At 44.0% G+C, this 16,759-nt stretch carries 16 protein-coding genes; 10 read left to right on the top strand and 6 right to left on the bottom strand.

Annotation, left to right across the window (positions count from 1 at the left end; translation table 11 throughout):
• Positions 1–53 precede the first annotated feature (53 nt).
• The 5 genes from trpD to truC all read left to right on the top strand — a co-directional run bounded on the left by trpD (position 54) and on the right by truC (position 5,339).
• Positions 54–1,184, top strand: a complete 1,131-nt coding sequence (gene trpD, locus RTP55_RS00185) for an anthranilate phosphoribosyltransferase (RefSeq protein ID WP_312383293.1) — start codon at positions 54–56, stop codon at positions 1,182–1,184.
• A gap of 15 nt (positions 1,185–1,199) precedes the next feature.
• Entirely contained in the window at positions 1,200–2,021 is an 822-nt protein-coding gene (gene trpC, locus RTP55_RS00180; protein WP_312383291.1) for an indole-3-glycerol phosphate synthase TrpC, read from the top strand.
• An 81-nt stretch (positions 2,022–2,102) separates the two neighbouring features.
• Positions 2,103–2,828, top strand: a complete 726-nt coding sequence (locus RTP55_RS00175) for a Smr/MutS family protein (RefSeq protein WP_239741986.1) — start codon at positions 2,103–2,105, stop codon at positions 2,826–2,828.
• 251 nt (positions 2,829–3,079) lie between these two features.
• Positions 3,080–4,468, top strand: a complete 1,389-nt coding sequence (locus tag RTP55_RS00170; protein WP_312383288.1) for an APC family permease — start codon at positions 3,080–3,082, stop codon at positions 4,466–4,468.
• A gap of 70 nt (positions 4,469–4,538) precedes the next feature.
• The gene (truC, locus tag RTP55_RS00165; RefSeq protein ID WP_312383287.1) at positions 4,539–5,339 is read left to right on the top strand and encodes a tRNA pseudouridine(65) synthase TruC; all 801 of its coding nucleotides are present in this window, start codon (positions 4,539–4,541) and stop codon (positions 5,337–5,339) included.
• Between the two features lie 32 nt (positions 5,340–5,371).
• Here truC and RTP55_RS00160 read toward each other — a convergent pair whose 3' ends face one another.
• Positions 5,372–5,968, bottom strand: a complete 597-nt coding sequence (locus tag RTP55_RS00160; RefSeq protein ID WP_312383633.1) for a phosphatase PAP2 family protein — start codon at positions 5,966–5,968, stop codon at positions 5,372–5,374.
• A 147-nt stretch (positions 5,969–6,115) separates the two neighbouring features.
• Positions 6,116–7,564, bottom strand: coding sequence for a glycosyltransferase family 4 protein (locus RTP55_RS00155; protein WP_312383285.1), 1,449 nt, complete (start codon positions 7,562–7,564; stop codon positions 6,116–6,118).
• Between the two features lie 342 nt (positions 7,565–7,906).
• Between RTP55_RS00155 and tusD the strand changes: the two genes are divergently transcribed.
• Genes tusD through RTP55_RS00140 form a run of 3 tightly spaced genes read left to right on the top strand, consistent with a single transcriptional unit; the run spans position 7,907 to position 9,036 of the window.
• Positions 7,907–8,347: a sulfurtransferase complex subunit TusD gene (tusD, locus tag RTP55_RS00150; protein ID WP_409418398.1), complete on the top strand. Its 441-nt coding sequence runs from the start codon at positions 7,907–7,909 to the stop codon at positions 8,345–8,347.
• Positions 8,348–8,377: 30 nt separating this feature from the next.
• Positions 8,378–8,710 (top strand): hypothetical protein, encoded by a 333-nt coding sequence (locus tag RTP55_RS00145; protein ID WP_312383281.1) that lies wholly within the window; start codon positions 8,378–8,380, stop codon positions 8,708–8,710.
• 5 nt (positions 8,711–8,715) lie between these two features.
• A complete protein-coding gene (locus tag RTP55_RS00140; protein ID WP_312383280.1) occupies positions 8,716–9,036 on the top strand; it encodes a TusE/DsrC/DsvC family sulfur relay protein in 321 nt (106 codons plus the stop codon).
• A 9-nt stretch (positions 9,037–9,045) separates the two neighbouring features.
• Here RTP55_RS00140 and RTP55_RS00135 read toward each other — a convergent pair whose 3' ends face one another.
• On the bottom strand, positions 9,046–9,570 hold the full coding sequence (locus RTP55_RS00135) for a tRNA (cytidine(34)-2'-O)-methyltransferase (protein WP_312383278.1): 525 nt from the start codon (positions 9,568–9,570) through the stop codon (positions 9,046–9,048).
• Positions 9,571–9,845: 275 nt separating this feature from the next.
• Here RTP55_RS00135 and RTP55_RS00130 point away from each other — a divergent pair, with 275 nt between their 5' ends.
• The gene (locus tag RTP55_RS00130; RefSeq protein WP_060994912.1) at positions 9,846–9,992 is read left to right on the top strand and encodes an entericidin A/B family lipoprotein; all 147 of its coding nucleotides are present in this window, start codon (positions 9,846–9,848) and stop codon (positions 9,990–9,992) included.
• Between the two features lie 93 nt (positions 9,993–10,085).
• Here RTP55_RS00130 and RTP55_RS00125 read toward each other — a convergent pair whose 3' ends face one another.
• From RTP55_RS00125 to glpK, 3 genes are all read right to left on the bottom strand, one after another.
• Positions 10,086–10,775: a TetR/AcrR family transcriptional regulator gene (locus RTP55_RS00125; protein WP_007116896.1), complete on the bottom strand. Its 690-nt coding sequence runs from the start codon at positions 10,773–10,775 to the stop codon at positions 10,086–10,088.
• Between the two features lie 20 nt (positions 10,776–10,795).
• Positions 10,796–11,803 carry an endonuclease/exonuclease/phosphatase family protein gene (locus RTP55_RS00120; RefSeq protein ID WP_409418395.1) on the bottom strand — a complete coding sequence of 336 codons (1,008 nt, stop codon included), beginning with the start codon at positions 11,801–11,803 and terminating at the stop codon, positions 10,796–10,798.
• A gap of 377 nt (positions 11,804–12,180) precedes the next feature.
• Complete coding sequence (gene glpK, locus RTP55_RS00115) at positions 12,181–13,779, bottom strand: glycerol kinase GlpK (RefSeq protein WP_312383273.1); 1,599 nt, start codon at positions 13,777–13,779, stop codon at positions 12,181–12,183.
• A 317-nt stretch (positions 13,780–14,096) separates the two neighbouring features.
• Between glpK and RTP55_RS00110 the strand changes: the two genes are divergently transcribed.
• Entirely contained in the window at positions 14,097–16,748 is a 2,652-nt protein-coding gene (locus RTP55_RS00110) for an AAA family ATPase (RefSeq protein WP_312383272.1), read from the top strand.
• Positions 16,749–16,759: the final 11 nt, after the last annotated feature.

Below are 16,759 nucleotides of genomic sequence, written 5' to 3'. Positions count from 1 at the left end.
TACTAGTACAATGATATATCAAGTGTAAGCCATAAAACTCATACGAGACTGACATGACCCATACTGTAACGCCTTATCTTGGTGACATTACCACGTCTATTGAAAACAACCAACCATTAACACAAGAGCAAACCCAACTACTGCTTACCACGGCACTTGATCGCGCCATCAATACCATTGATCTAACTTATGCAGAAATGCGCGGCGTCATGCTAGCCATCATGCAAGGTCAATGCCCCGATGCCATGATGGGCGCCCTGCTCACCGCGCTGCGTATGAAAGGTGAAAGCATCGAAGAAATTACCGCCGCTGCCCAAGTGATGCGGGAACTTGCTATTAAAGTGGATTTGTCGGATGTGCCCAACGTCGTCGATATTGTAGGTACAGGGGGCGATGGCGCAAATTTGTTTAATGTCTCTACCGCCGCTACGATGGTCGCAGCAGTAGCTGGCTGCCATGTCGCCAAGCATGGTAATGGCGGCGTTTCCGGCAAATCTGGCAGTTCCGATTTGCTGCAGCAAGCGGGTATTAATTTGGCGTTAAATACCGAGCAGATTACCCAGTCGATTAAAACCCATGGTATCGGTTTTTTGTTTGCGCCCAATCACCATGTGGCAATGAAACACGCGATGCCCATTCGCCGTACCCTAAAAACGCGCACGGTGTTTAATATTTTGGGACCTTTGACCAACCCTGCGGGCGTCAAAAATGCCATGATTGGGGTATTTAATCCTTCGCTGTGCGAACCGCTTGCCAATGTGTTCAAAAACCTTGGCGCGGAGCATGTGCTAGTCGTCGGCTCAGTGGATAACCTTGATGAAATCTCACTGGCGACTTATACCCATGTGGCTGAACTTAAAGATGGCAAAGTCAGCGTGTATGATATCGAACCTGAAGATGTTGGTATCGAATCGCAAACCCTTAAAGGCTTAATCATTGACAGTCCAGCACAGAGCCTAGCGCTCATCCGCGAAGCACTGGCTAACAATCCCAATAAAACCCCCAACGCCAAAAAAGCCGCGGATATGATTGCCTTGAACGCCGGTGCGACCATCTATGTAGCAGGTAAAGCAGATACCATAAAACAAGGCGTAGCCATGGCACAAGATATCATCAGCAGTGGCAAAGCCTTGCAAAAAATGGCAGCATTAGCAAGCTTTACTCAGCAATTCACCTCTCATTAAATTTTTGGAAAAACCATGCCTCATCAAGCAGTCCCCTCGGTATTACAAAAAATTGTCGACACCAAACGTCAAGAACTGGTCAGAGCCAAAAAACAGCAATCTTGGCATGACCTTGAGCAAATTGCCGCAACGAACCACCAAAACATCCGTGATTTTGCCGGCAGTTTGCGCAAAGCGGGCATTCGTGTGATTGCGGAAGTCAAAAAAGCCTCGCCATCCAAAGGCATCATCGCCCCTAATTTCGATGCTGTCGCCACCGCAGTCGGCTATGAACAAGCGGGTGCCGCTTGTTTATCGGTATTGACGGACACGGATTATTTCCAAGGCTCGGATGAGTATTTATTACAAGTGCGCCAAGCGGTAAGCTTACCTGTGCTACGCAAAGATTTTATGATTGAGCCGTATCATATTTTGCAATCACGTGCGCTGGGGGCAGATTGTATTTTGCTGATTATGGCGTGTTTATCAAATGCGCAAGCCGCTGAGCTGCATGAATTGGCGTTAAAGCTTGGCATGAGTGTACTCATTGAGTGCCATGACGAGATAGAAGTGGAACGGGCGTTACGCTTGCCCGCCCATCGCCAAAACGTGTATGGGGTTAACAATCGCAATCTACATAACTTTGATGTGAGTTTGGACACTACCCTACGCCTAAAAACACTGTTTCCACAAGATAGCTTACTGGTGACAGAAAGCGGGATTCATTCGGCAGAGGATGTAAAACTGATGCTGGGCAATGACATCCATGCGTTTTTGATTGGTGAGCATTTTATGAAAACGGGTGATGCAGGCGCGGCATTAGCAAAGTTATTGGCACAATCACAACAAAATGCGTAAAATAGCCAAGTTAAATAATTGATGTTAGGGCGTTTCATCGATAAACGCCCTATTTTTTATACCGATTTATAGAGTTATTGTATGGCAAATTTATTTTCAAAAGAAATGCAAGACCAGTTAAAGCAGCTTAAAACCGAACTGGGTAAAGGTCGCAGCCAAACTAAAGAAACCGATGAAAACGGCAAACCGACTGAAACCGTGGGCTTATTGAGCAAGCAACAAGTCGCCAAACAAGTTAAAAAATATAATAGCGAACATCTTGATGATGATAAATTGCTATTTATGCAAGCCATGTCAGGCGTGCAGCCAATCAAAGATAAAAACTTGGCGGATAAAAACAACGCTGGCAATAAGCTTGATGCGACGACGCTAGCCAAACGCGCGGCGGCAGTCGGTGGTGACGATGATAGCGGACATGTATTGTCTGATATGCAAGCGCTGCTCAACCCCGTCTCTGGCGATGCTTATTTAAGTTATAAAACCGCAACGCTACAAAACAAAGTGTTTAATGAGCTCAAACAAGGCAAGATTCGCTGGTATGATGCCGTAGATTTACACGGTGCCACCATTGAAGAGGCCCGTGAAGCCATGAGTCAGTTGATTTTGCAGGCTCAAAAAAACAATGAAAATTGCGTGAAAATCATTCATGGTAAAGGCATTGATAGTATCTTAAAAACCTGCGTGAATGGTTGGTTGCGTCAGATTCCTGAAGTGCTTGCTTTTTGCTCAGCCCCTGCGGCGCAAGGTGGCAATGGTGCAGTGTTGGTGTTACTCAAAAAACGTGAAAAAGCCAATCGCGACCAATAACCATTGTACTGCTATTCTGACTATAGGTTAAATTTTATAAAATCATGCATAAAACAAACGATGCATGATTTTTTTAACAGGATTTTTTAATTGTTAATAGTTTATTCTTAGATTTTGTTTATAATAGGCTCTTTTTTTTCATGGATTAAATGCTCTGCATTAATCTACTCTCAACTGGCTAAAAACAGCGCCCATTTGTCTTTTGACAGCTGACTGTTTTTAACACCACTGGGTATAGGAGAAAGGTAGCTTTGAACAATACCCCCACTGCGACTAATTCGCCCGCTAAATTGCAACGTCATTTAGCCCTTTGGCACATTATCATTATTGGTTTGGCGTATATTCAGCCCATGACCGTATTTGATACCTTTGGCTTGGTTTCTGAAGCCAGTCATCAGCACGTTCCAACATCTTATATTATTGCATTGATTGCTATTTTGCTTACCTCGCTAAGTTACGGTAGCATGATTCGTCGTTATCCTTCAGCAGGTTCGGCATATACCTATGCGCAAAAATCGATTCATCCCAATGTCGGGTTTATGGTGGGTTGGTCTTCTTGGTTGGATTATTTATTGTCACCTTTGGTGAATATTATCCTAGCGGTGATTTATCTTGAAGCGCTGTTCCCTGATGTCAACAAATGGATTTGGGTATTTATTCTGACGGGATTTATGACCTGGATTAACGTGCATGGCTCCAAAGTCGTGGCTTATTTTAATAGTTGGATTGTGTTTATTCAGCTATTGATTATCGGTGTATTTACGTGGTTGGTGTATAGCAAATTGATGGCGGGCACCAATGCGGACGGCACTATCAATGCCGCAGCTTACCAATTATGGAGCTTAAAGCCGTTTTGGAGTGATATTGCCAACATGACGGCACTCATCAGTGGTGCAACCATTTTATGTTTCTCTTTCACAGGCTTTGACTCACTAAGCTCATTGGCAGAAGAAACCAAAGATGTGCAAAAAACCCTACCAAAAGCAATTTTCTTGACCGCATTGATTGCAGGTATTGTGTTTATCATTAGCACTTACTTTATGCAGATTTATTTCCCACAAACTCCTGACAAATATTTCCCAGATGTGGCTGCTACCCAGCCAGATATTTTAATGTTGGTGGGTGGTTCTGCGTTTCAAGCCGCCGTATTGGGCTTTGCAATTGTCACGGTGATGGCGTCAGGTATTTCTGCACATGCGGGTGTCTCTCGTTTGATGTATGTGATGGGGCGTGATGGGGTCATTAATAAACGTATTTTTGGTCATATTCATCCAAAATACTTGACCCCAACCTACAATATCTATATCGCGGGTGTGATTGCCTTAACCGCGGGTTTTATTGAGTTTGATGTCATCGCGCATTTGATTAGTTTTGGGGCATTGACGGCGTTTAGTTTTGTTAATTTATCCGTGATTGCGACCTACATCATCCGTGAAAAACGCTACCACAGTGCCTATGATTTGTTGATGTATTTGATTGTGCCGCTGTTGGGCTTTATCAGTGTTGCGCTGATGTGGAAAGAAAGTGAGCCTATCGCCATCAAAATGGGTTTAAGCTGGGCAGTAATCGGTATCATCTACTTGGCATTTAAAACGGGTGGTTTTAAGCGTCATCCACCGATGCACAATGAACATGAATAATGGTTAATGTGGTGAAAAGGTCAGATACGATTCTGACCTTTTTTATGTCTGTGGCTTTTGAGAAAACCCTATGTTAGAAATTTTATATCAAGATGAATACTGTGTGGCTGTCAATAAGCCTGCGGGTATGCTCGTTCATCGAAGCTGGCTTGACCGTCATGAAACCGAGTTTGTGATGCAGACCCTACGCGATCAACTGGGTCAATATGTTTATCCGATTCATCGCTTAGACCGACCGACGTCAGGGGTGTTACTGTTTGCTTTATCGAGCGAATCAGCGCGGCAACTGTGTGAGCAATTTGAAAACAGGCAAGTGCAAAAATCTTACTTAGCCATCGTGCGCGGATATTTGACAGTGAATGCGCAGACATCTGGGCTGATTGATTACCCACTCACACAAATGTTGGATAAAATTGGCGATAAACCAAGTTTGCGGGCGCTGCAACAAAGAAAGCTTAGTTCGACAGACATGTTTGATGCAGCCCTTAGCAGCCCTGCTGAATTAACCTTACTGCAACCTGCGCAAACGCACTGGCAATGCTTGGCAACAACTGAACAGCCGTTTCAAGCGCGCGCACGCTATCCCACGTCACGCTTTAGTCTGGCTAGATTGACGCCCATTACCGGACGAAAACACCAACTACGTCGCCACATGAAGCATGTGTTTCATCCGATTATTGGCGATACCAGTTATGGCGATCATCACCAAAATCGCGCCATCCGTCAACATATCGGCGTGCATCGATTGATGTTACATGCGCATACCTTGGCTTTTCATAGACTGACCGACAATCGGCGTGTTGATATCACGGCACCTGTGGATACAGATTGGTTAACGATGTGTGCACAGTTTGGCTTTCATTTGCCTTAATAGTTTGCGATATCATTATTTGGCGACATCATTTACGCAACCAAGTAATCACTCACTTTACTGCCGATGGTCGCAAATGTTGCGCCAATGCCTGCACCCACCAACACATCGGTGGGATAATGTAACCCAAGCACCAAGCGCGATAATGCCACCAGCATCGTAAATGGTAGCAATACCCATAACATCATCGGCACTTGATGACCTATCATGATGGTAAACAATACCGCTTGCAGTGTATGCCCTGATGGAAAACTAAATACATCCAAAGGCCGTTCGCCTAAAGTAATGGTCTGGTGTACTTGGTAAGGGCGTGGACGTACTGTGTGTACTTTTAAATACTTATACAGCAAATAACCGCAAAAACTGCTGAGTAACACCACACACACTTTCACAGCGACGATACTAGCGACCAGTCCTTGTGAGAATAACGCTACTAACATCACTACCGTCGATAGCGCCCAAAACCAACCATCGCCTAAGCGGCTGATGGTTTTGAAAAACTGCGCAAAAAACTTCAATTGCGACAGCAAATTTACCCGTAAACATAAGCGAGTATCCCATTGCAGCACGCGCTTTTGCAAATGATATAATTTAGGTTTACTGTGCAAAAATTGATAATAATTGCGCATTAAATTGGGTAAGTTTTCGACAGAGCTAACAGAGGTACAGGTGAGTTCTGAATTGGCAAGTGACAGTTTGGATTGTTTTATGGGTTGATTCATGGATTGATTGATGGGGTGATTCATGGCGCCATCCTTTTTTTGCCTATTTGAACCTCACGTTTTGGAGAAAAACGCGGCAGATTCAGCGGGTCTTGGGGTTGGGTGACTATTTTGGGTTGAGTGGCTACTTTGGAGTGAATGACTATATCGTGGCTGTTTTTTTGCCCCGACAGTCGGGTGAACTGACTCAGGTGTGAGGGCGATTGTTAAATCCGCGAGCGGATGTTGAGCCATTGATTGAGAAGACAAAATGGTTGGCGTCACTGTGCTGGCTGTTAGGGTGTTCGTCTGAATTGATAGCACTTCATAAAACATGGTCAACATTTCTTGGGCAGGTTTTTGCCAAGAAAAAGCAGCCACCTTGTGCCTTGCAGCTAGTCGCATCTGATCAAGCTGTTGTTGTTTGGGCAATTCACTAATCATCTCTACAAAGCGTTGTTCTTGCCCAAGCGGTACAGTTTTACCACAACTATCATCCACCAACAGCGCCGCAGCCGCATCATGATAGGCAAAAATTGGCAAACCCGATGCCATCGCTTCGGTGACGACATTACCGAAAGTTTCCACTTGACTAGCAAAGACAAAAGCATCGGCACTGGCATAATAACTTGCCAGCGCCTCGCCTGTTTTAAAGCCTGCAAAAATAATGCTTGTATCATTGGCATGCCGTTTAACGAGCGCTTCTTTATATGGTCCATCACCGACAATCACTAATTTGACATGACGATGCAGCTGCTGTAATTGTAGCGCTTTGAAGCTTTTAATGACGGTATCCATACCTTTTTCAGGGGAAACACGGCTCACACACATTAACACTGTGGTGCCCTCGCCCACGCCCCAACTTTGCCGTAATGCTTGGCTACGTTTGCTCGGTGCATAGCGCGCTGTATCAACGCCACGACCGACTTGGTACAAATGCTTGAAACCAAATTCAGCGAGCTGATGTTGGGTGGTCTGGCTTGGAATACAGGTGGCACTGCAATGGTTGTGAAAACGCTTCATATACGCAAGCAAAGGCAATGAGACAACTTTCCAGCCAAAATATCGGCTAAAATCATGAAACGCGGTGTGATAACCTGAAGAGACTTTAATGCTTTGCTGTTTGCCAGCAATCAACGCCGCAAGCCCCAAAGGACCTTCCGTCACGATATGTACAATATCAGGACGAAGCTTGCGCAGCTGCTTCGTTAAAAATCGGTAACAAGGTAGCCCCATGCGCAGATGCGGGTAATAAGGAATGGGCAAACTTGGCACTTGCAAATCAGTGGTAACAGCCGCAGTATTAAGCCCTGTCGTTAGGGTATGTTGTTCGACTTCATCGCTTTGCTTGGGGCGAATCAACGTGATGCGATGCCCCATCGATTTGAGTTCGCGCATGATTTGATAAACGCTTGAGGCTACCCCATTGATATCCGGCAACCACGTTTCAGTCACCAAAGCGATATGCAATGATGGCCTATTGTCATGAAAAGGCGTGCCGGCAACTTGAGTTGAGGGATTCATGAGATTTGCTGACGTCGTCTGAGTGTCAGACGAAGCCTGGTACAAATTAGTGTTTACAGTATTGTCACTCATAGCATGTTATCAACCATTACAACCGACTGCTTTGTTTGACTACAAAAGCCGTTTCGGTAAATTAAATCAATCCTTTGTATGGGTTAAGCTTATAAGCCGCCATTGACAACCTCATGTCAATTTGATAACAGTTTGATGACAATTGCATCGCAAATAGGGGTCGATTTTGCTAAAATAGCGAGCAGAATGCAGCTTTATAGATTAATGCCTTATTAATGCCTTATAGATGGTTAAATGACTGATTTGATAACTACATCGAATAATACCGCTATGCCCAATACTTCGACGTTGGATACACCGATTGTGATGCTGATGACACATGCGCCTAGTCATCCGCTCACCAAACGAGCGATTGAATACGCCCAATCGCTATGTGCGAACGATAGTAAAACAACCGATGAGCAAAACTCGTTGACTACTACCGATTTTAAAATTTTCTTATATAGTGATGCGGTGATGTTGGCAAACCGATTAATTTGGCTGCCCGATGATATCGAAAATATGGCAAAAAATTGGCAACGCTTTGCTATGAGTCATGATTTAACCATTCAAGTGTGTGTGAGTGCCGCGTTGGCTCGCGGGGTGACAGATGCTGACAATGCGACTAGACATCAGCTACAAGGTGACAATTTGGCAGATGGCTTTGAATTAGTCGGTTTGGGTGAATTAGCCATGCATCTACACAGTGCAAAAACGGTTTATCAGTTTTAATTGGGATAGGTTTAGCGATAGCGGTTTACTATGAAAATTGTCATTAATATTTACGCTGACACGTTTTTGCTTTGTCATGAAGCCTTGTCAATGGCGTTTGCGCTGGCGGCGTTTGACCACCAAATTCAGCTGACTATCGGTGATGGCATGCTAAACTTACTACTTGATGAGCCTATGGGCAAGCTTGCCCATATGCTGGCATCCCTTGATATGTATGATATGCCGCCCGCTTGGCTGGCGCTAGCAGATTTTAATAGATTAAAAGCGTGGCAAGCGAACCTTTCAGCAGACTTTGATTGGTGTGCTCAAGTCGCGCTACAGCCAACTACACCGCCTCATTTTGATACCACTTTTGACTTATAAATACTATGACCCAACTTCCCGAACTTGACCAAGACGGTCATTTGATAGCTCATCAAACCTGGACACCAAATATCGCGCAACAATTGGCAAACACGCTGGATGTCACGTTAACCCCTGAGCACTATCAAATCATAGACGCAGTGCGTCAATATTATGATTTATACAGCCATCCACCGACGACCCGTCCTTTAATCAAGTTTTTATCCAAGCAATTGCCTTCATTGGCGGTTGATAATGCCAAATTGCAAGCCATGTTTAACACAGGTCTTGTCGCGCGTCATGTCAACCGCATTGCAGGGTTGCCAAAACCTGCAAATTGCTTATAAATTTTGAGATTATTTTGGGTCATAAGGGACGAGATTGTCATAACCGATACTGTGACCGTTATCACCGCCAAATCCCTGCTGACGCCAAATTTCAAATAATGTAATTGCCACGCTGTTAGATAAATTCAAACTGCGAGAGGTCGGCAACATAGGCAAACGCAACCAGTTATCTTGACCAATTGCCGCGCGAATTGGCTCGGGTAATCCGGCTGTCTCTGACCCAAATACCAAAGCGATATTTGCCACTTGCGTAAAATCTTCATCATATAAAGGTTTGCTAAGCTTGGTGGTCAAAGCAACAATTCTTTGTACCCCACTTTGGCTTAGACTGTCCTGTGCATCCTGCCAATTGGCATGTACTTTGACATTTGCCCATTCATGATAGTCTAGCCCTGCTCGGCGTAATTTTTTATCTTCTAACTCAAACCCTAGTGGCTCAACCAAATGTAGCGTTGCGCCCGTATTGGCGCATAACCGAATAATATTGCCTGTGTTGCTTGGCATTTTGGGTTCAACTAATACTACGTGAATCATGTCGACATCCTTAAACAGATTGAAATAAAAAAGCGCTAAATACGAAGATTAATTTACAAAAAACCTATACTTATTGCGTAAATTTAAGTTTTTTTTACAACTTGATAGTTTTGGTTACATTAACGCTATAGCGACGTTAGACTAAACTGCATTACCATGACTCTACCAAGCATGTTTTACTTTATTTTAACTTTTATAAGTCAATAAAGTCGCATGATTTAATCTGGTAGCTAAAAACTGTTAAAAAATAATGGATATATCTGAGGAAATTTAAAATGAAAAAATTAATCGCTGCATCAATCGCTGTTATGTTTGCTGTCACAGGTTGTAATACAGTCAAAGGTTTTGGTAAAGACGTATCAAAAACAGGTGACGCAGTAACCAATACCGCACAAAATACTCAAAATAAAATCAAGTCGTAGATTTTCTGTTTAAGTAAAAAAACCCATCTCGCTGATGGGTTTTTTATTACCTCTTGTATTGCCTATCGCTTAAAACCCTAGTAGGTTATAAAATTAGCCGTTTTTTGGCAAATTTTCAGGTAGATAACAACGTAGATAAGCAATCACCGCTGTAATCGCTTCTTGGCGATAGGCATCGGTAATTTCTTTTTCTGAGCGATAAGCTAAAATAAAAATACCATTAATGATACCGTATGCGACTAACAATTGCTGATGAATGGTTTCTAAAGCCGGCATTTTATAATGCTCAGACAGCTTATCATACACCATTTGGGCGAGGCTTTTTTCGATTTCACTACCAAACGCATTGCCCTCAAAATCTGGGGTATTGGTCTCATAAATCAAACGGGCAACCGTTAAATCGGATTGAATAATATCAACGCCTGTCTCAATGACTGTGGTGATATAAGCCTGCCAGCGACTAAATTGTTTGGCATCGACTTTTTCAAGCTTGTTAAAAATTTCTATCGCATTTAAAAAACGCAATGCCAAAAAAATCGCTTCAACGTTTGGAAAGAAGTGATAGGCTGAGGCTCTGGGAATGTCCGCTCGTTCACATACATCAGCCAAACTAATCTCACTGACAGGTCGGGTCGCGCTCAATTCTTTGGCAGCGGCTAATAATTTTTGGCGACGTAAACGACCTTGCTGGCTAGTGAACTTGAATTTGTTAGGGACTAGGCGGCGAGCGAGCTCAGAGTCCACTAACACATCCTCAATTTTTTCATCATAAGCGCTTGACATATTTCCTCTCTATCGACTGATTATGAATAAAGTTTAATTTGTGCCCGTACCAATCCATGATCAGTTGGGCGTTGTTCTACAATAAATTTGAGATGATCGTTAAAATAATCAACTTGTAATACTTCGCCGATGTTAAATTTACTATCAGCTAAAAATTGTTCAGATACCAAAATTTGGTCAAGCACTTCTGGCATACCTTGGTGGATATGGGTGTACGCCACATCTTTGAGCCAGTGCATACGGCTTTGTATCGTAGAGGCATCATACAGCACGATATCCCGCATCGACTTATCATAAAATACTTCGCCCGATTCGCTTAAAAGCTGACAAGTGACACTTTGCATCACATCATTCATATCCCCTAACAAAATCAGCGGATGGTTGTTGTGTGACAGTTTTTCGATGACCACTTGGCGAATGCCTGCCGCTTCCGCTGCCCGCATACAAAGACTGCGCAGCTTGGCGCGGACTCGAATTAGCGGATCATTGCGATCTTCTAACGGCTCGCCTTGCGCGTTTTCTAAAAACTCAGGGCGTTTACTTTTTAGATGCGCCACAATCACGGTGACCACCATGCCATTTGGCAATCTGATGTCGGCAATCAGCGGGGGACGATTAAATTGTTGATAAAGCCCAACATCAGGAACGTCTAACAACGCAATCGCAGGCATCTGCGTGAGCAATTGGGTGTTAATAATCTCAAAGCGCGATATCAAACCTACGCTCGGGGTACCAATTGCGCCTCGTCCTTGGGTTAATGGACTATCTGGCTGATTACTGGCTAATGGTACAGTGACATGATAGTCATTGAGACCGGCCGCACGACATAAGTCAATGAGTGCTTGCTCATCCCAAATTTCTTGGCAACCAATGATATCAGCTTGCAATTGCCGAAAGATGGGGGCAAGTGCATTAATCTTTTGTTGATATTGCTGCGGCGTATACACGTCTTGGTTTCGATAAAAAACCCGATTGGGTAGTGCAAAATTGAGTAGATTTGCCGTAGCGATAACAAATTGATTGTCCACTGTCATATCCTTAATGTTTATTTACCAGTTATCCCTGCTTGCTTGTAGCAACATTATCCAAAAAATTTCCTGACTTTCATCTTCGTAACTTTTATCATAGTAACTTTCATCACTGTCAACACAGTGTCGAATTTTGAAGCATTATACATTTTTTTATTCAATTTCTACACAAAAAATCACTATTTCTAGCCAAAATTTGCTAATATTTTTAAGCAGGGTTTAAAAATTAGGTAAATAAAGTGCTTTTTTTTACTTAATGCACTTAATTGCTAACGAAAATCACTCTCGTGTCGAGTCTTTAAAAAATTTTTCGTACAGTTAACTAGTTGTTTTTACATTACTTTTAGTTTTTGTGCTATGTTAATGGTTTCCTTGCTTTAATTTTGTTCGTTTAATAGTTGATTAATATAAAACTGCCAACGCTCCACGATGGCTTGGCGCTCAGACAAGGCCATCTTAGGCTCAAAGATACGGTCTAGCTGCCAACTTTCACCAATGCTAGTGTCATCATATAGCCCCACCGCTTGCCCTGCCAATAATGCCACCCCTTTTGCGGTACTCTCTGTGGTCGTCGGTCGCAGCACAGGGACATTGAGTATATCGGCTTGAAATTGCATTAAAATATTGTTATTGGCAGCACCCCCATCCACGCGCAGTTCGTGCAGCGGCACAGGGCTATCTTTTTGCATGGCGATTAACACATCATAAGCTTGTAGCGCAATCGCTTCTAACGCGGCTCTTGCGATATGCGCTTTGGTAGTACCACGTGTCAGCCCGATAAGCCTTGCGGTGGCATCTGCTCGCCAGTAAGGTGCGCCAAGCCCTGTAAAGGCAGGAATCAGGGTCACTCCTTGGCTATCTGGTACTTTTGCTGCCAAGGTTTCAATGTCCTCACTGCGCGCTATCATACCTAAGTTATCGCGTAGCCACTGCACGATGGCACCCGCCATAAACACACTGCCTTCAAGCGCATATTGTGTTTGCGTGACGCTTGTTTTTTTATTTCGTTGTAAATTTTGTAAAGGTTTTAACAAGCTAGGCAATTTACCTGAGGGTTCATGCCGGTTAGGTTGACGAGTGTGATTCGCCTCTGTGGTTTGCCAAGCGACGGTGGTGAGTAATTGCTGATGACTGACACAGGGTTTATCGCCGGTATTCATTAATAAAAAACAGCCGGTGCCATAGGTAGATTTTGCCATGCCTGCTCGGTTACAGCCCTGCCCATACAATGCCGCTTGCTGATCGCCTAGCACTGCCGTGACTGGGATTTGTTTGCCAAACATCCCTTGTTTGGTGACCCCAAAATCGCCATCCGATGGCTTAATGGTAGGTAACATGGTTTTGGGAATATCAAATAAATCCAATAATTCATCAGACCAGTCGCCTGTTTGCAAAGACATCAGCATGGTGCGTGAGGCATTGGTGATATCAATGCTATGCTCGCCTGTCATGTTAAACAGTAGCCAACTATCCACGGTACCAAAAGCCAACTCACCTGCTAGCGCTTGTTGGCGAAGCTTAGGGTTTTGGTTTAACAGCCATACGATTTTGCTGGCACTAAAATACGGATCTATACGTAATCCGGTAATTTGCTGGATTTTGGCGTCAAAGCCTTTATCACGCCAGTCTCTGCACCACTGATGGGTACGTCTATCTTGCCAGACAATGGCGGGTGCGACAGGCTTACCCGTCTTTTTATGCCAAATTATGGTGGTCTCACGTTGGTTGGTGATACCAATAGCTGAAATATCTGTCGCCAATAATCCTGCTTTGGCAATCACTTCTTGGGCAGTACTAATTTGGGTTTGCCAGATGTCATTGGCATTTTGCTCGATAAACCCGGCTTTTGGGGTGATGATATTAAGCGGCTTTTGGGCGATGGCGATGGGTGTTAATTGGTTATCAAAGATGATACTGCGGCTTGATGTAGTGCCCTGATCCAGCGCTAAAATAAATCCGTTTTCTGTTTTAGCCATGTTGTTGTCTCAAACGATTGTGTTAAGCGTCAATATGTTATCTTAGCAAATACTTGCCCATCAACTTTTATATTACTGCGGCTGAAACCTTAAGGCAACGATTCGCGAAAAAATAGCCATTGATTTTATCAACAAAAAACCACATCATACTGATACTTTATTACCACTTACCAAAACCTATCTGTTAACTATAAGTGACCCTAAACCTTAGATTTCAGACTTCAAACCTTAGACCCTAAGCACTGTCACTCTAACTGTCACTGTCATTGTTTATCTTTTCCACTACCGCTTTTTAATGCGTTGATGAAACTTGTTTTATGAAAAATACCCTTGCAAAATCTGTTCGTACTACCGCTGTGACCTCAAAATCCGCCGCTATCATTACCGACACCATCAAATCTGACAATTTACAACCTGTTGCAATCTCGCAGTTGCGCCGTTATACCGACCCAGCGACCTTGCCAAAAGATAGCGACCATACCAAAACGCTTGAGATTGGCTTTGGGCAAGAGCGCGCCTGTAAAGCGATTGCCACTGCGCTTGATATCAATGCCAATGGTTATCATATCTTTGCTGCAGGTGAAAACGGACTGGGCAAACGCACCTTAATCACTCGCCTGCTACAAGCACACGCCAAACAAAAACCCACACCCAATGACTGGGTATATGTGCATAATTTTGTTGATGCGCGTACCCCGATTGCACTTGACCTGCCTGCCGGCATGGGCAAGCAATTAGCGGAAGATGTCAAAACCTTTTGGCTAACCACCAAACGTCAGCTCAATCAGCGTTTTCGCAGTGAGCACTATCAAAGTAAAGTAGAAGCCATAAAGAATGAAATTAGCCTTCGTGAAGAACAGGTCTATCATGCGCTGCATGAAGAAGGCAAACAATATTCACTTGCATTGGCGCTGCGACCTTCGGACAATAAACCGATTTTTATCAAATCTGATTTTAGTGACAACCGAGCCGATGGCAATGACAATGACAGTTACAATGATATCGAGCCAAGCGATGGTTATTTATCAATCAAACCTGCTAATAAATTGGGTCGCCAAAAATCCAGCGGTAAAGCACCAGTTTTACCACTTAAAGCCAATCAAACCTCTAGCACCACTAATAATACCTCAAGCGCAACCAATCAAGCCAGCTTTGGCTTAACCCCAAAATCGCCATATGTGGCCAATTATCAAGATAAGAACCACATGCAAAAACGCTTGAGCCAACTGACCGTTGAGCTTGAGCAAATTGAAGATGAAGCCAATCAGACCCTACAAGCGCTACACCACTCATTGACTCGGCGTACCTTAAAACCATTGATTGAGCCGTTATTTGACAAGTATCAAGCCTTACCAAAGGTTCGTAAGTATTTGCAAGACGTGCATGACGATATCGTCAATCATGTAGAACGAATCATCAATGAAGATGATGAAGAGTTTTTGCCCAGCCATTTCTCGCCATTACCAGCGCGCTATTTTGTCAATGTGATTGCCAGCCATGCGCCCGATCAAGGCGCACCTATTGTGTTTGAAGACTTACCCACCCATTTAAATTTACTCGGTCATGTCGAGCAAATTACCCATTTGGGCACCGTGTCAACTGATGTCAGTCTAATTCGCGCCGGTTCACTGCATCGTGCGAATGGCGGTTATTTGGTGCTTGAAGCAACTAATTTGCTTGAATATCCGTATGCGTGGCAAGGTCTCAAACGCGCGCTGCAAAGCCGCCAAATCAAGATGTCGAGCCTTGAGCAAATGCTGACACTGACCGGCAGTATCAGCCTTGAGCCACAACCGATTAAGCTTGATGTCAAAGTCATTTTACTCGGTGAGCCAGACTTGTATTATGACCTGCTAGATTTTGAGCCTGAATTTAATGCCGTATTCAAAATCCGTGCAGATTTTCATGATCGCGTGGTACGCAGTCACGCCAACGAACAAGCGATGACCGCCAAAATTGCCGACATGATAAGCAAATACCAATTACTAACATTTGATAACACCGCGTTAGCATGTTTATTAGATTATCTCAGCGAGCAAGCGGAAGACCAGCATGAGTTAAGCCTACATGGGGATAGATTGGCGCAGCTCTTACTAGAAGCCAATCGCCATGCGGTCATCAATCAATCAGAGCTTAGCCCTGAAAACACAGTAACCGCTAGCCATGTCCGCCAAGCCATTGATGATATTCGCCACCGCTCGGGTTATTTACGACAATTGTTCTGGCAAGAACTAGAAAAAGGGCAACAGCTGATTAGCACCCAAGGCAAAGCGATTGGTCAAATCAATGCGCTGACGGTCATCAGCTACGCAGATAGTGAATTTGGTATGCCTGCGCGGTTGACAGCGTCAGTGCATCACAGTGCCGCGCACGCCGATATTGTTGATATCGAGCGCGATGTGGATTTAGGCGGCTCTATCCATGCCAAAGGCGTGCTGATTATGAGCAGTTACCTAAAAGCACTGTTTGCAGAAGACCACACGCTTAACTTTACTGCATCGCTGGCTTTTGAACAAAGTTATGGCGGTATCGATGGCGATAGCGCGACAGTAGCCGAAACCTGCGCACTATTATCTGCCCTATCGCAAACCCCGATTAATCAAAGCTTGGCGGTGACTGGCTCGATGAACCAATTTGGTCAAGTCCAAGCGGTCGGCGGCGTCAATGCCAAAATTGCCGGGTTTTATGATGCGTGTGTCGAGCAAGGTTTGACGGGTAAACAAGGGGTGATTGTACCCAAAGCCAATTTGGCGCAATTGATGCTGCGTCAAGATATCATCGATAGCGTGACGGCAGGTAAATTTACCATCTATGCCGTAGAGCATGTCAATGAAGCCATGTATCTATTGACGGGTCTAGCGCCGGATGAGATGACCAAAAAAGGCAAGTATCGTAAAAATACCGTTTATGGTCGTATTTATGAACGCTTAGAAACTTGGGAAGAAAAAGATGCAGATGATAAAGAATAACGCCTCATTGG

This window comes from Moraxella sp. CTOTU47579, from assembly GCF_032004885.1.
In the GTDB taxonomy this organism is placed as follows: domain Bacteria; phylum Pseudomonadota; class Gammaproteobacteria; order Pseudomonadales; family Moraxellaceae; genus Faucicola; species Faucicola tetraodonis.
The sequence above is the reverse complement of the archived record's forward strand: the minus strand, read 5'-3'. Positions and strand labels throughout refer to the sequence as shown.

What these genes read in the sequence shown, in the direction of transcription:
- RTP55_RS00130 (WP_060994912.1), top strand. Translation starts at nt 9,846, where the DNA reads ATGAAAAAATTAATCGCTGCATCAATCGCTGTTATGTTTGCTGTCACA.
- RTP55_RS00160 (WP_312383633.1), bottom strand. Translation starts at nt 5,968, where the DNA reads ATGCGCAATTATTATCAATTTTTGCACAGTAAACCTAAATTATATCAT.
- trpC (WP_312383291.1), top strand. Translation starts at nt 1,200, where the DNA reads ATGCCTCATCAAGCAGTCCCCTCGGTATTACAAAAAATTGTCGACACC.
- RTP55_RS00125 (WP_007116896.1), bottom strand. Translation starts at nt 10,775, where the DNA reads ATGTCAAGCGCTTATGATGAAAAAATTGAGGATGTGTTAGTGGACTCT.
- RTP55_RS00140 (WP_312383280.1), top strand. Translation starts at nt 8,716, where the DNA reads ATGACCCAACTTCCCGAACTTGACCAAGACGGTCATTTGATAGCTCAT.
- tusD (WP_409418398.1), top strand. Translation starts at nt 7,907, where the DNA reads ATGCCCAATACTTCGACGTTGGATACACCGATTGTGATGCTGATGACA.
- truC (WP_312383287.1), top strand. Translation starts at nt 4,539, where the DNA reads ATGTTAGAAATTTTATATCAAGATGAATACTGTGTGGCTGTCAATAAG.
- glpK (WP_312383273.1), bottom strand. Translation starts at nt 13,779, where the DNA reads ATGGCTAAAACAGAAAACGGATTTATTTTAGCGCTGGATCAGGGCACT.
- RTP55_RS00110 (WP_312383272.1), top strand. Translation starts at nt 14,097, where the DNA reads ATGAAAAATACCCTTGCAAAATCTGTTCGTACTACCGCTGTGACCTCA.
- RTP55_RS00145 (WP_312383281.1), top strand. Translation starts at nt 8,378, where the DNA reads ATGAAAATTGTCATTAATATTTACGCTGACACGTTTTTGCTTTGTCAT.
- RTP55_RS00175 (WP_239741986.1), top strand. Translation starts at nt 2,103, where the DNA reads ATGGCAAATTTATTTTCAAAAGAAATGCAAGACCAGTTAAAGCAGCTT.
- RTP55_RS00135 (WP_312383278.1), bottom strand. Translation starts at nt 9,570, where the DNA reads ATGATTCACGTAGTATTAGTTGAACCCAAAATGCCAAGCAACACAGGC.
- trpD (WP_312383293.1), top strand. Translation starts at nt 54, where the DNA reads ATGACCCATACTGTAACGCCTTATCTTGGTGACATTACCACGTCTATT.
- RTP55_RS00155 (WP_312383285.1), bottom strand. Translation starts at nt 7,564, where the DNA reads ATGAATCCCTCAACTCAAGTTGCCGGCACGCCTTTTCATGACAATAGG.